Raw genomic sequence first — 11,477 nt, 5'->3', positions numbered from 1 at the left:
GCGCTGTCGCTGGAACCCGTTTCTTGTTTCTTGGTAGAGCGCTTCCGGCTCTCAGCCGCGCTTCAAGAACGCCCGTGCAGCATAAAGGCTCACCGCCGCGGCATTCGACACGTTGAGTGAACGGATGGCGCCGGGCATGTCGAGCCGCGCCAGCGTCGTCACCGTCTCGCGCGTCTTCTGGCGCAGGCCCTTGCCTTCGGCACCGAGCACCAGCGCGATCCTGTCGCCGGCAAAGCTGGTTTCGAGTTCCGCCGGCCCGTCCGAATCAAGCCCGATGGTCTGGAAGCCGGCTTCGTGCAACTGCCCGAGCGCGTCGGCCAGGTTCTTCACCTCGATCTGGTCGATATGCTCCAGCGCGCCGGAGGCGGATTTCGCCAGCACGCCCGATTCCTGCGGGCTATGGCGGGCCGTGGTGATCAGCGCGCCGGCGCCGAAAGCGACCGCCGAGCGCAGGATGGCGCCGACATTGTGCGGGTCGGTGACCTGGTCGAGCACCAGCACGAGCCTTGTATCGCCAAGCGCGTCGAGGCGCTTGGGCTTCAACGGCTCCGCCTCGATCAGCACACCCTGGTGCACGGCGTCCGACCCGGTGATCTTGTCGATGTCCCTGGGTTCGACCAGCTCCGCCTTGAAGGGCAGGGCGGCGAGATCGTCTATCTCAAGGCGCTCGGCCGCGTTGCGGGTCACCAGCATTTTGCGAATCTTGCGGCGCGGATTGTCGAGCGCCGCCCGCACCGTGTGCAGGCCATAAAGTCGCACCAGGCCGTCGGCGGCGTTCTCGCCGGGCGGCACGGGCTGGCGCGGCCGGAATGCCGGCGCGCCGCCGCTCTTCTCGTCGCGGTGCGCGCGGCGCAGCTTGGCGTAATGGGTGTCTTTGGGGGTATTGGTCTTGTTGCTCATGGCCGGCTTCTATAGCCGTCTCGTGTGGCCAAGGATATGGCCCGTCGCCGCAGCCGGCGAACAACATCGAAAAACCCTTCCCAGTGCGGTTGACACCCACTGGCCTTGCCGCCATAAGGCGCTTCGCTGATTTCGGAGAAGATATCCAACTCGGGCTCCGGGATCGGCAGGAATGCCTCGTTGCATGGCTCCGGCGGCAGACTGGAGAGGTGCCCGAGTGGTTAAAGGGGACGGACTGTAAATCCGTTGGCTTAGCCTACGTTGGTTCGAATCCAACCCTCTCCACCACTGCCGGCCCGGAAGCCCTGTACGAGAAAAGCATCGGGCCGAAAAGTGCATGGCGCTTTTCGGGTGAATCCGATACTTCAGTGCAAGGCGCGGGTATAGCTCAGTGGTAGAGCAGCAGCCTTCCAAGCTGAATATGCGGGTTCGATTCCCGCTACCCGCTCCAGATTTCCATCCCACAATCGTTAAGCCTGGACACTGCGCGACAACGCGCGCAGCGCTTCAGGGCATCGGTGTGCGCGTCAACTGTTGAACGCTGAAGCCACCTGATGCTGCTGCGGCACCTGGCCGTTCGGCGTCAGCTTGTCGACGATGCCGGGCAGGGCGGTGGACAGCTGCTTGAGCAATTCCTGTTCGTCCAGGCCGGTGCGCTGCGCGATCTCGCGGATGACCTGCGGCCCGAGTGCTGCGCCGAGATCGTTGGCGTTGATCGACTGGTTCTGCCCGGTGCCGACCCAGGAATCGGCGACATTGCCGTGGCCGGCATCCTTGAGCCTGTCGAGCAGGCCGCCCAGTCCGCCGAGCAGGCCACCGTCACTGGCGGTGGTTGCGGTGGGGCCGGCCGGCACGGGCGTTTGAGGCTGATCCGGCTGTTCGGCACTTCTGCCGCTCAGCATTTTTCCGACCAGCAACGCGCCGAGCGCGATCATCAGCGGTTTGGTGATGTTGCCGCCGGGAACGGCGTTGTCAAAAAGTCCCATAGTGGATCCTCCATCTCGACCAAGCCCGGCCCACCTTCAACAATGGCGCATCCGGGCGGAATTTCAAGCTGGCTTGAGGTTTTGACAATCATATGAAAATGTCGCGATGGCGGGGGATGGAGAGGAAAAAATGGGTATCATCAGTTGGATCATTCTCGGCGCCATCGCCGGCTTCCTGGGCAGCAAGATCGTCAACAAGACCGGCCAGGGTCTGATCATGGATGTCGTGCTCGGCATCGTCGGCGCCATCGTCGGCGGCGTGATCTGCAGCCAGCTCTTCGGCGTGGGTGTCACCGGCCTCAACATCTCCAGCCTGATCGTCGCGGTGGTGGGCGCGGTGGTTGTGCTGTGGGCCTACCACCAATTCAGCGGAAGGCGGACGCTTTAAGCGCCGGCCGCATCGTCTGAAATTTCGAATTTCTGCTGGGGCGAGACCGGCTTCGGGCTTGCCTATGGCATCAGCACTGCATCGGCGGCAGCGAAGAAAATCAGCGTTCCGGTGATGAACACCGCCCAGCCGATCAGCGACTTGCGAATGGCGGCCTTGTGCTCGGCGTCGGAGTTCTTGTTCTGGTCAAAATCGGTCATGGGGAGCTCCCTTGGCTGATTGATCATGGCGTCGTGGATAGACGATACATCGCCGAATAGACGATCGACCTGGCCTCCGCAACATTGGACACAGGCGCTCGGCTGCCGATGCTAGGCGACGACGGTCAGCCGGCGCTTGCGCTGGTCCAGCGACACGATGGTCAGCCCGCTGGCCACCACCAGCAGGATGCCGCAGACCGCCAGAGTATTGGGGAACTGGCCGAACACCAGCAGGCCCGAAATGACGGCCCAGACGGTAAAACAGTAATAGAACGGCGCCACCGCGCTGGTCGGCCCGACGCGATAGGCCATGAAGATGAAGAAGTGGCCGAAGATCAGGAAAAGACCGGCGCCGGCCAGCAGCAGCAAATGGCGTGCTTCGGGCATCACCCAGCGCTCGGATGCCAGATGCGCCGCGCCCGCGCCGATCAGCACCACCACCACGGCGGAAATCGCCACGATCATCCCCGGCACCTCTGCAGAAACACGCCTGCCGGCAAGGTCGCGCGCGGCTGACAGCGCGGCGTTGCCGAGCGCCAGCAGGGCGTACACGGAGATGCCTTGCATCGTCGGTTGCGCCACCATCAGCGCGCCGATGAAGCCGAGCCCGATCAGCGCCATGCGCTGGCCGCCGATGCGCTCGCCAAACAGGATCGAGGAACCGACCAGCATCAGCAGCGGCGTGATTTGTCCCAGCGCCGTGGAATCCGCAATCTGCATATTGGCGAGCGCCACGACATAGCAAAGGATCGCCGCCAGCTCGAGCAGGTTCCTGCGCAGCACATGGCCGTCGAAGATCAACGGGATCTGTTTGCCGTAGCCCAGCAGGAACAACAGCGGGAAGCCCCAGAGCGCTGCCGCCACACCGCGCAGGAACAGCACCTCGTAGGACGGCAACCCCGCGGTCGCGAGTTTCATCATCGTATCGTTGACCAGGTACGACCCGGTCGAGATGATCATGAACAGCGGGCCGCGGATCGAGGCAGGGATGAAATGCATGGGGTCAGGAGATCAGACCTCGGTGGCCGCCGCAATGGGCCATCAACCGGCCGTGGCCGAGACAGGAACTGGCCGGCAAGAACAAGGGATGCAGGCCTCGACCGATCGGCCAGTCAGCCATTCCATTTCCCCCATCGCCTTCCTATATCAGCGCCATATCCCCGCAATCGGATCCCAGGTTCGGACTGAGTGAGACGGCACCCGGCCAAAAGACGCTTGTGTTTTTTGGCCTTTGTCGCTAATCGCCCCGCATTCGACTGAACTGAAGGTCAAGGCCGTCCAAGGAAAGAGACTATGGCAAAAGGTAAATTCGAGCGCACTAAGCCTCATGTGAACATCGGCACGATTGGTCACGTTGACCATGGCAAGACGTCGCTGACGGCGGCGATCACGAAGTATTTTGGCGAGTACAAGCGCTACGACCAGATCGATGCGGCGCCGGAAGAGAAGGCACGCGGCATCACCATCTCGACGGCTCACGTTGAATACGAGACGGCCAACCGCCACTACGCTCACGTCGACTGCCCCGGCCACGCCGACTATGTGAAGAACATGATCACCGGTGCCGCGCAGATGGACGGCGCGATCCTGGTCGTGTCGGCTGCCGACGGCCCGATGCCGCAGACCCGCGAGCACATCCTGCTCGCCCGTCAGGTCGGCGTGCCGTCGATCGTGGTGTTCTTGAACAAGGTCGACCAGGTCGACGACGCCGAGCTGCTCGAACTGGTCGAGCTCGAGGTTCGTGAACTGCTGTCGAAGAACGAGTTCCCCGGCGACGACATTCCGATCGTCAAGGGTTCGGCGCTGGCCGCGCTTGAGGATTCCAACAAGACGATCGGCGAGGACGCGATCCGCGAGCTGATGGCTCAGGTCGACGCCTACATCCCGACGCCTGTTCGTCCGCTCGACAAGCCGTTCCTGATGCCGATCGAAGACGTGTTCTCGATCTCGGGCCGTGGCACGGTCGTGACCGGCCGCGTCGAGCGCGGCGTGGTCAAGGTCGGCGAGGAGCTGGAAATCATCGGCATCCGTCCGACGACCAAGACGACCTGCACGGGCGTGGAAATGTTCCGCAAGCTGCTCGATCAGGGCCAGGCTGGCGACAACATCGGCGCGCTGCTGCGCGGCGTTGATCGTGAAGGTGTCGAGCGCGGCCAGGTTCTGGCCAAGCCCGGCACGGTGAAGCCGCACAAGAAGTTCGTGGCCGAGGCCTACATCCTGACCAAGGACGAAGGTGGCCGTCACACGCCGTTCTTCACCAACTACCGTCCGCAGTTCTACTTCCGCACGACGGACGTGACCGGCATCGTGTCGCTGCCGGCTGGCACCGAGATGGTCATGCCTGGCGACAACATCACGGTCGATGTCGAGCTGATCGTGCCGATCGCCATGGAAGAGAAGCTGCGCTTCGCCATCCGTGAAGGCGGCCGCACCGTCGGTGCCGGCATCGTCGTCACCATCAAGGAATAATCGAGACCGGCAATAGCCGGATCGACAAGGAAAGGGCGGTCTTCGGGCCGCCCTTTTCGTTTACGTCGCTGCGTGACATCGGAACTGCGCCTACGCTGTTGCAAGCGCCATCACGGCAACTAGTATAGGTTGCATTGCGGGAGCTTGGCGAAAGAGTGGTTCCAGGGCGCTGTTTCAATGAGAAGGCATGGTGGTCGCGGGCGCTGGTTCGCCTCATGCTGTTGACCGCCATAGTGCTGCCTGTCCTGCCGGCCCGGGCCCAGGAGCAGTCGCTGGACATCCCACCGATGCGCTTCGCCGTCGTGCGCAGCAATGCGCCGGGCTGCGAGCCCAATTGTCCGGAATGGGTATCGGCTGAAGGCACGATCGCGGCGGGCACGCCGTCACTCTTCAAACGCACGCTCAAAACGCTGAAGGGACGGCAACTGCCTGTCGTCGTCAGCTCGCCCGGCGGCAATGTCGATGCCGCACTCGCACTTGGCAGGATGATCCGCAAGGCCAAGCTCGATATCGCCGTCGGCGTGACGGTGTTTACCGGCTGCCAGCCGGAGGCGAAGAATTGCAGCGACAACAAGGGCAAGGGTGCCGACTATTTCGGCATGGCCTTTGACGACGGGGCCATGTGCAATTCGGCCTGTCCGCTGATGTTTTCCGGCGGTATCCGCCGCGTGGTCGGAGATTTCGCCTATCTCGGCGTCCATCAGATCACCACCACCTACAAGCGCGAGAAGCTGCTCTACCGGACCACCTACCGGATCGTGAACGGCAAGAAGAAGGTGATCAACACCAAGGTGGTCAGCCGGAAAAATGCCGGCAGCTACAAGACCTACGAGATGAGCAAGACGGTCGAGAAGACGCTATCGGCCTATCTCAGGGAAATGGGTATAGGCGACGGCGTGCTGGAAATGATGAAGGCCACGCCGGCCAGCGACATCCGCCAGATCACGCTCGACGATATGCTGGCGATGAAGCTGGTGACCAGCCGGGACGCGGCGGATCTGTTGACCTCCGCCGGCCTGTGCGCGCCGCAACAGCCGGCCGCGAATTGCCGGGAGATACCGAGCCCTGCAAACAATGCGACGCCATCGGCTGCTGCGACGGGCAAGCCCAGGGATGTCGCACCAGTTGGACCGGAAACCGCCAAGGCCGGCGCGGACATGCGCTTTGTCGTGGTTCGCGGCAGCAATCCGCTGTGTAATCCTGACTGTCCGGAATGGATCTCGGCGGAAGGCGTGATTACGAGCCAGACACTGCCAAAGCTGCGCCAGTTGCTCGCCACGCTTGGCGATCGGCGCCTGCCTGTCGTGATCAGCTCACGGGGAGGGGACCTGTCTGGCGCCCTGGCGGCGGGCCGGCTTATCCGTGAAAGGAGGCTCGACGTCGCCGTGGGCCGGACCGATTTCGTCGATTGCGACCCAGGGGCATGGAATTGCCTGGCCAAGGAGGGTGCCTATGCCGGATTGAGCATCGATGCGGGCGTGGAGTGCGATACGGCCTGCGCGCTGATGCTTGCCGGCGGCGCGAGAAGGCTTGTCGGTCCGCAGGCGCGGCTCAGCCTGTACCCGATGGGACAGAAGCAGATGGTCAAGGTGTATCTCGAGGAGATGGCGATCGGTCCCGCTCTGTTCAAGGCGATCGCGGGGCGTTCGGCCGAGCGCCGGCTTGAACCGGACATCATGCTGAAAGCGGGACTGACAACCGGACCGCAATCGGTCGACGCACTGACCGGCGCCACGATTTGCAAGGCCGTTCCCAGGCCCGATAATTGCCGCGGCCTGCCGCCCGCCAACGCGGCGGCCGAAGCGCCCGCAAAGCTGTAGTGCGCGGCTTTCCGAAACTGGCCATCGAGGCAGGTTGAGCTGCCTTCGATCTTTCCGCTATCGTCGCCGCGGGTGGCGCCGGGGCTGGCGGAGGATCGATAATGAGCAGGGATGTTCCGACACTCTATGAATGGGCCGGTGGCAGCGATGCCCTGAACCGGCTGACGCAGACCTTCTATGACAAGGTGGCAAAGGACCCGGTCGTCGGGCCGGTATTCAAGACGATGTCGCCGGACCATCCCGCCCATGTCGCGGCCTTCATCGGCGAGGTGTTCGGCGGACCGAAGATCTATAGCGAGAAATTCGGCGGCCACCGCGAGATGGTCATGCATCATCTGGGCAAGCACTTGACCGAGGAGCAGCGCCGCCGCTGGATCAACCTGCTCGCCGATGCAGCCGACGAGGTCGGCTTGCCGGACGATCCCGAATTCCGCTCGGCCTTCATGGGCTATGTCGAATGGGGATCCCGATTGGCCAAGATGAACTCCAATCTAGGCGAGACCTGCGATCCGGAAACCGAGCCGATGCCTGCCTGGGGCTGGGGCGTGCCGGGCGGGCCGTACACGCCGCCGGAAACAAAGTAGCTTCCAGCCGCCTCGGAGTGCGGACTGATGTCGGACGATTTCAAGATCGTGCGCTGGCGCTAGTGGGACGGCCCTGGCATCGAGCATCTCGAGATCGACCGCGATGGGCTGGTCGTGACCTATCCGGATTTCTGGCAAAGGGGATGAAGGCGCGTTTGCGTGCAAACCACTCTTTACAGAGAGCGCGGAAGCTTTTAGGAAGCCCCTGCTGCGCCGAGGCGCGCACGATACGGGCATAGCTCAGTTGGTAGAGCGGCGGTCTCCAAAACCGCAGGTCGTAGGTTCGAGCCCTGCTGCCCGTGCCATTTCAAAATGGCCGTCAGAAATGATGATTCCGCGGACCGCCCTTTGAAAATCGGCGACACGCTTGCCATATTAGGCCGATTGGGGCATAAGGAGGCCATAGCCGGAACGGAACGACTGGATGGTTCCGAGGCGGCGTTTGGTCATAAAGCGGACACTTGCCACTTGCGTGGATCAAGAATCGGTTTTATGTAGACAGAACAGACACGCGACGCGTGGAGCTGGGAAGCCGGCTTTACGCGTCTGATTTGCATGGGCGAAATGATTGCGCTGATTCGGCGCGAGACTGGGCTCAGGCGGCACGTCCCGGCCAGCGGGATCATCCAGGGGACCCGGCCAACGGGTCTTGAAGACAGAGCGGCATATGGCTTCGAAAACCACAAATCCTTTCGTCTTTCTCCAGCAGGTTCGCTCGGAGACCGCCAAGGTGACTTGGCCGTCGCGGCGCGAAACGATGATCTCGACGGTGATGGTTCTGGCCTTCGCTGTGATTGCGATGATCTTTTTCTTTAGCGCCGATCAGTTGATGGGCCTCGCGATCGAACAGATTCTGGGCATTGGACGCTAAGTCCGGCGACTACGGAGAAGTCTAAAAAAATGGCTGCGCGCTGGTACATCGTCCACGCTTATTCGAACTTTGAAAAGAAGGTCGCCGAGGACATCGAGAACAAGGCCAAGCAGAAGGGCCTGTCCGCCGATATCGAGCAGATCGTGGTGCCGACCGAGAAGGTGGTCGAAGTTCGTCGTGGCCGCAAGGTCGATGCCGAGCGCAAGTTCTTCCCGGGCTATGTGCTCCTGAAGGCCAATTTGACCGACGCCGTGTTCTCGCTCGTGAAGAACACGCCGAAGGTCACCGGCTTTCTCGGTGACTCCAAGCCGGTGCCGATCACCGAGGCGGAAGCGCAGCGCATCCTGAACCAGGTGCAGGAAGGCGTCGAGCGGCCGAAGCCCTCGGTCACTTTCGAGATCGGCGAGGCGATCCGCGTTTCGGATGGTCCTTTCGCGTCGTTCAACGGCTTCGTCCAGGAAGTGGACGAGGAGCGGGCGCGGCTCAAGGTGGAAGTTTCGATCTTCGGGCGCGCCGTGCCTGTCGATCTGGAATTCGGACAGGTCGAAAAGGGCTGATCCGAAATCCCTGATGCCGGTCTGGCGATCAGGGGGGCGGTGCGGAAACGCATGGCCTGAGAACGGTGGGAGGCGAATGTGGCTTTAGCCGGCCGCGCGAACCGCACCACCAGACTGCAACCGCCGGTGTTTCCCGAGATGGGGCCGGCATAGACAAAGGCAGGAAAAGAGATGGCTAAGAAAATTGCAGGCCAGCTCAAGCTTCAGGTCTCCGCGGGTTCGGCTACGCCGTCACCCCCGATCGGCCCGGCGCTTGGTCAGCGTGGCATCAACATCATGGAGTTCTGCAAGGCGTTCAACGCGCAGACCCAGGAAATGGAAAAGGGATCGCCGGTTCCGGTCGTCATCACCTACTATCAGGACAAGTCGTTCACCTTCGTCATGAAGACGCCGCCGGTGAGCTACTTCCTGAAGAAGGCCGCGAACCTGAAGTCGGGCTCGAAGGAGCCGGGCAAGGTCAAGGCTGGCACCGTTTCGCGCGACAAGGTGCGCGAAATCGCGACCGCCAAGATGAAGGATCTGAACGCAAACGACGTCGAGGCGGCCATGCGCATGGTCGAGGGCTCCGCCCGCTCGATGGGTCTGGAAGTGGTGGGCTGAGATCATGGCAAAGATTGCAAAGCGTGTATCGAAGACCCGCGAAGGCATCGATCCCAACAAGGCTTATGCCCTGGGTGAAGCGCTGAAGCTGCTCAAGGACCGTTCCTCGGTCAAGTTCGACGAGACCGTCGAAGTCGCCATGAACCTCGGCGTCGACCCGCGCCATGCCGACCAGATGGTCCGCGGCGTGGTCAACCTGCCGAACGGCACTGGCCGCTCGGTTCGCGTCGCCGTGTTCGCCCGTGGCGACAAGGCCGAGGAAGCCAAGGCTGCCGGGGCCGACATCGTCGGCGCGGAGGACCTGGTCGACATCGTCCAGAAGGGCACGATCGACTTCGATCGCTGCATCGCCACGCCGGACATGATGCCGCTGGTCGGCCGTCTCGGTAAGGTGCTCGGCCCGCGCGGCATGATGCCGAACCCGAAGGTCGGCACCGTCACCACCGACGTCGCCGCCGCCGTCAAGGCATCGAAGGGCGGTGCGGTCGAGTTCCGCGTCGAGAAGGCCGGCATCGTTCATGCCGGCGTCGGCAAGGTCTCGTTCGACGTCAAGGCGCTGGAAGAGAACATCCGCGCCTTCGCCGATGCGGTGACCAAGGCAAAGCCGGCTGGCGCCAAGGGCAACTACGTCAAGAAGGTGTCGGTCACCTCGACGATGGGCCCGGGCCTCAAGCTCGACGTCTCGACGCTCGCAGCGTCCTGATTAAGACCATTTGGATCGGCCGCCGCAAGGCCGATCCGTGACTGAATTCCGGGCCCCGGATTTATCCTGGGCCCGGTACCGGAAGCCGAAAGGCTTCCGGACATCCTGTCCGAGATTGCAGGCGGCCCAAAAGCCTTAATTCATGTGGGCCTGCATGAGACGGGTGAAGACCCGACAACGGAGCGAATGCTCCAATGAAAGGTTCGAACCGTGTTTGCCTTTTGTCTGCGCATCGCCGGCTTGTCCGTCGGTGTGGCGAAAGGGGGCAGGATCCTCGAGCGTCGTTCGGGAGATCCGTTACTGGATGGCCCGGCCGGCAAAAAGGCAACCCGACGCCTGTCCTCGAAATGAGATGTTCTCATTGACGGGATTGGGGTCAACTGGAGATAGGCAGTGGACAGAGCGGAAAAACGCGAACTCGTCACGGGCCTGAACGAAGCGTTCGGAAACGCAGGTTCAGTGGTCGTGGCCCACTATGCCGGTATCACCGTCGCGCAAATGAACGACCTTCGGTCGAAAATGCGCGCCGCCGGTGGCACCGTTAAAGTCGCGAAGAACCGTCTCGCCAAAATCGCTCTTCAGGGCACGGACTCCGCATCGATCATCGACCTGTTCAAGGGACAGACGCTGATTGCTTATTCGGAGGATCCGATTGCGGCGCCGAAGGTCGCGTCCGATTTCGCCAAGGGAAATGACAAGCTCGTCATTCTCGGCGGCGCAATGGGCACCACCTCGCTCAATGCCGACGGTGTGAAGGCACTCGCCACACTTCCGTCGCTCGATGAGCTGCGCGCCAGGCTGGTTGGCATGATCGCCACGCCGGCAACCCGGATCGCCCAGATCGTCAATGCGCCAGCGGCCTCGGTCGCGCGCGTCATCGGCGCTTACGCCCGGAAGGACGAGGCGGCATGAGGCCGTTCCTCGCTATCAAAAACACACGTTCGAACCTAACGAAGGAATACAACAATGGCTGATCTCGCAAAGATCGTAGACGACCTTTCGAAGCTGACCGTCCTCGAGGCGGCCGAGCTGTCGAAGCTTCTGGAAGAAAAGTGGGGCGTTTCGGCTGCTGCTCCGGTGGCGGTTGCCGCTGCTGGCGGCGCTGCCGCTGCTGCTGCTCCGGCTGAGGAAAAGACGGAATTCGACGTCGTCCTCACCGACGCTGGCGCGCAGAAGATCAACGTCATCAAGGAAGTCCGCGCCATCACCGGTCTTGGCCTCAAGGAAGCCAAGGACCTGGTCGAAGCGGCTCCGAAGCCGGTCAAGGAAGGCGTTTCCAAGGCCGACGCCGACAAGTTCAAGGCCCAGCTGGAAGCAGCCGGCGCCAAGGTCGACCTGAAGTAAGCGTAAAAGCGGCGGGCGGCCTCGCGCCGTCCGCCACTCCCTTCGCCTGGAGGGA

The 11,477-nt window shown here is 62.5% G+C and carries 14 protein-coding genes and 3 tRNA genes; 13 read left to right on the top strand and 4 right to left on the bottom strand.

Annotation, left to right across the window (positions count from 1 at the left end; all coding sequences use genetic code 11):
- Nucleotides 1-51 precede the first annotated feature (51 nt).
- A complete protein-coding gene (locus JG747_RS22350; RefSeq protein ID WP_019857947.1) occupies nucleotides 52-900 on the bottom strand; it encodes a TrmH family RNA methyltransferase in 849 nt (282 codons plus the stop codon).
- Between the two features lie 203 nt (nucleotides 901-1,103).
- Between JG747_RS22350 and JG747_RS22345 the strand changes: the two genes are divergently transcribed.
- Together JG747_RS22345 and JG747_RS22340 are read left to right on the top strand one after the other, a co-directional pair.
- Nucleotides 1,104-1,188 (top strand) — tRNA-Tyr (locus JG747_RS22345).
- Between the two features lie 89 nt (nucleotides 1,189-1,277).
- Nucleotides 1,278-1,351: transfer RNA gene (locus JG747_RS22340), tRNA-Gly, on the top strand.
- A gap of 76 nt (nucleotides 1,352-1,427) precedes the next feature.
- Here the strand turns inward: JG747_RS22340 and JG747_RS22335 are convergent.
- Complete coding sequence (locus JG747_RS22335) at nucleotides 1,428-1,886, bottom strand: YidB family protein (RefSeq protein WP_202360041.1); 459 nt, start codon at nucleotides 1,884-1,886, stop codon at nucleotides 1,428-1,430.
- A gap of 130 nt (nucleotides 1,887-2,016) precedes the next feature.
- On the opposite strand from JG747_RS22335, the gene JG747_RS22330 reads away from it, so the two are divergent.
- Nucleotides 2,017-2,274 (top strand): GlsB/YeaQ/YmgE family stress response membrane protein, encoded by a 258-nt coding sequence (locus JG747_RS22330; RefSeq protein ID WP_064982869.1) that lies wholly within the window; start codon nucleotides 2,017-2,019, stop codon nucleotides 2,272-2,274.
- Nucleotides 2,275-2,336: 62 nt separating this feature from the next.
- Here the strand turns inward: JG747_RS22330 and JG747_RS22325 are convergent, their stop codons facing one another.
- Both JG747_RS22325 and JG747_RS22320 read right to left on the bottom strand, forming a co-directional pair.
- On the bottom strand, nucleotides 2,337-2,474 hold the full coding sequence (locus JG747_RS22325; protein WP_167470477.1) for a hypothetical protein: 138 nt from the start codon (nucleotides 2,472-2,474) through the stop codon (nucleotides 2,337-2,339).
- Between the two features lie 111 nt (nucleotides 2,475-2,585).
- Nucleotides 2,586-3,473 carry a DMT family transporter gene (locus tag JG747_RS22320; RefSeq protein ID WP_069092107.1) on the bottom strand — a complete coding sequence of 296 codons (888 nt, stop codon included), beginning with the start codon at nucleotides 3,471-3,473 and terminating at the stop codon, nucleotides 2,586-2,588.
- Nucleotides 3,474-3,767: 294 nt separating this feature from the next.
- Here JG747_RS22320 and tuf point away from each other — a divergent pair, with 294 nt between their 5' ends.
- From tuf to rplL, 10 genes are all read left to right on the top strand, one after another.
- Complete coding sequence (gene tuf / locus JG747_RS22315) at nucleotides 3,768-4,943, top strand: elongation factor Tu (protein WP_010909256.1); 1,176 nt, start codon at nucleotides 3,768-3,770, stop codon at nucleotides 4,941-4,943.
- A gap of 215 nt (nucleotides 4,944-5,158) precedes the next feature.
- Entirely contained in the window at nucleotides 5,159-6,763 is a 1,605-nt protein-coding gene (locus JG747_RS22310; protein WP_244748193.1) for a COG3904 family protein, read from the top strand.
- 101 nt (nucleotides 6,764-6,864) lie between these two features.
- Complete coding sequence (locus JG747_RS22305; protein ID WP_069092109.1) at nucleotides 6,865-7,347, top strand: group II truncated hemoglobin; 483 nt, start codon at nucleotides 6,865-6,867, stop codon at nucleotides 7,345-7,347.
- Between the two features lie 229 nt (nucleotides 7,348-7,576).
- Nucleotides 7,577-7,652, top strand: a tRNA-Trp gene (locus JG747_RS22300).
- A 362-nt stretch (nucleotides 7,653-8,014) separates the two neighbouring features.
- Nucleotides 8,015-8,218, top strand: coding sequence for a preprotein translocase subunit SecE (gene secE, locus JG747_RS22295; protein WP_010909260.1), 204 nt, complete (start codon nucleotides 8,015-8,017; stop codon nucleotides 8,216-8,218).
- A 29-nt stretch (nucleotides 8,219-8,247) separates the two neighbouring features.
- A complete protein-coding gene (gene nusG / locus JG747_RS22290; RefSeq protein ID WP_010909261.1) occupies nucleotides 8,248-8,775 on the top strand; it encodes a transcription termination/antitermination protein NusG in 528 nt (175 codons plus the stop codon).
- Between the two features lie 171 nt (nucleotides 8,776-8,946).
- Entirely contained in the window at nucleotides 8,947-9,375 is a 429-nt protein-coding gene (rplK, locus tag JG747_RS22285; RefSeq protein ID WP_010909262.1) for a 50S ribosomal protein L11, read from the top strand.
- 4 nt (nucleotides 9,376-9,379) lie between these two features.
- Nucleotides 9,380-10,078 carry a 50S ribosomal protein L1 gene (gene rplA / locus JG747_RS22280; protein ID WP_010909263.1) on the top strand — a complete coding sequence of 233 codons (699 nt, stop codon included), beginning with the start codon at nucleotides 9,380-9,382 and terminating at the stop codon, nucleotides 10,076-10,078.
- A 393-nt stretch (nucleotides 10,079-10,471) separates the two neighbouring features.
- Nucleotides 10,472-10,990: a 50S ribosomal protein L10 gene (rplJ, locus tag JG747_RS22275; protein ID WP_019857958.1), complete on the top strand. Its 519-nt coding sequence runs from the start codon at nucleotides 10,472-10,474 to the stop codon at nucleotides 10,988-10,990.
- 54 nt (nucleotides 10,991-11,044) lie between these two features.
- Complete coding sequence (rplL, locus tag JG747_RS22270) at nucleotides 11,045-11,422, top strand: 50S ribosomal protein L7/L12 (protein ID WP_010909265.1); 378 nt, start codon at nucleotides 11,045-11,047, stop codon at nucleotides 11,420-11,422.
- Nucleotides 11,423-11,477: the final 55 nt, after the last annotated feature.

It is taken from the genome of Mesorhizobium sp. 131-3-5 (assembly GCF_016756575.1).
Classification (GTDB): domain Bacteria; phylum Pseudomonadota; class Alphaproteobacteria; order Rhizobiales; family Rhizobiaceae; genus Mesorhizobium; species Mesorhizobium jarvisii.
Note: the sequence above shows the minus strand (reverse complement) of the source record. Positions and strands in the feature narration are given on the sequence as shown.

What these genes read in the sequence shown, in the direction of transcription:
- JG747_RS22350 (WP_019857947.1), bottom strand. Translation starts at nt 900, where the DNA reads ATGAGCAACAAGACCAATACCCCCAAAGACACCCATTACGCCAAGCTG.
- JG747_RS22335 (WP_202360041.1), bottom strand. Translation starts at nt 1,886, where the DNA reads ATGGGACTTTTTGACAACGCCGTTCCCGGCGGCAACATCACCAAACCG.
- JG747_RS22330 (WP_064982869.1), top strand. Translation starts at nt 2,017, where the DNA reads ATGGGTATCATCAGTTGGATCATTCTCGGCGCCATCGCCGGCTTCCTG.
- JG747_RS22325 (WP_167470477.1), bottom strand. Translation starts at nt 2,474, where the DNA reads ATGACCGATTTTGACCAGAACAAGAACTCCGACGCCGAGCACAAGGCC.
- JG747_RS22320 (WP_069092107.1), bottom strand. Translation starts at nt 3,473, where the DNA reads ATGCATTTCATCCCTGCCTCGATCCGCGGCCCGCTGTTCATGATCATC.
- tuf (WP_010909256.1), top strand. Translation starts at nt 3,768, where the DNA reads ATGGCAAAAGGTAAATTCGAGCGCACTAAGCCTCATGTGAACATCGGC.
- JG747_RS22310 (WP_244748193.1), top strand. Translation starts at nt 5,159, where the DNA reads ATGCTGTTGACCGCCATAGTGCTGCCTGTCCTGCCGGCCCGGGCCCAG.
- JG747_RS22305 (WP_069092109.1), top strand. Translation starts at nt 6,865, where the DNA reads ATGAGCAGGGATGTTCCGACACTCTATGAATGGGCCGGTGGCAGCGAT.
- secE (WP_010909260.1), top strand. Translation starts at nt 8,015, where the DNA reads ATGGCTTCGAAAACCACAAATCCTTTCGTCTTTCTCCAGCAGGTTCGC.
- nusG (WP_010909261.1), top strand. Translation starts at nt 8,248, where the DNA reads ATGGCTGCGCGCTGGTACATCGTCCACGCTTATTCGAACTTTGAAAAG.
- rplK (WP_010909262.1), top strand. Translation starts at nt 8,947, where the DNA reads ATGGCTAAGAAAATTGCAGGCCAGCTCAAGCTTCAGGTCTCCGCGGGT.
- rplA (WP_010909263.1), top strand. Translation starts at nt 9,380, where the DNA reads ATGGCAAAGATTGCAAAGCGTGTATCGAAGACCCGCGAAGGCATCGAT.
- rplL (WP_010909265.1), top strand. Translation starts at nt 11,045, where the DNA reads ATGGCTGATCTCGCAAAGATCGTAGACGACCTTTCGAAGCTGACCGTC.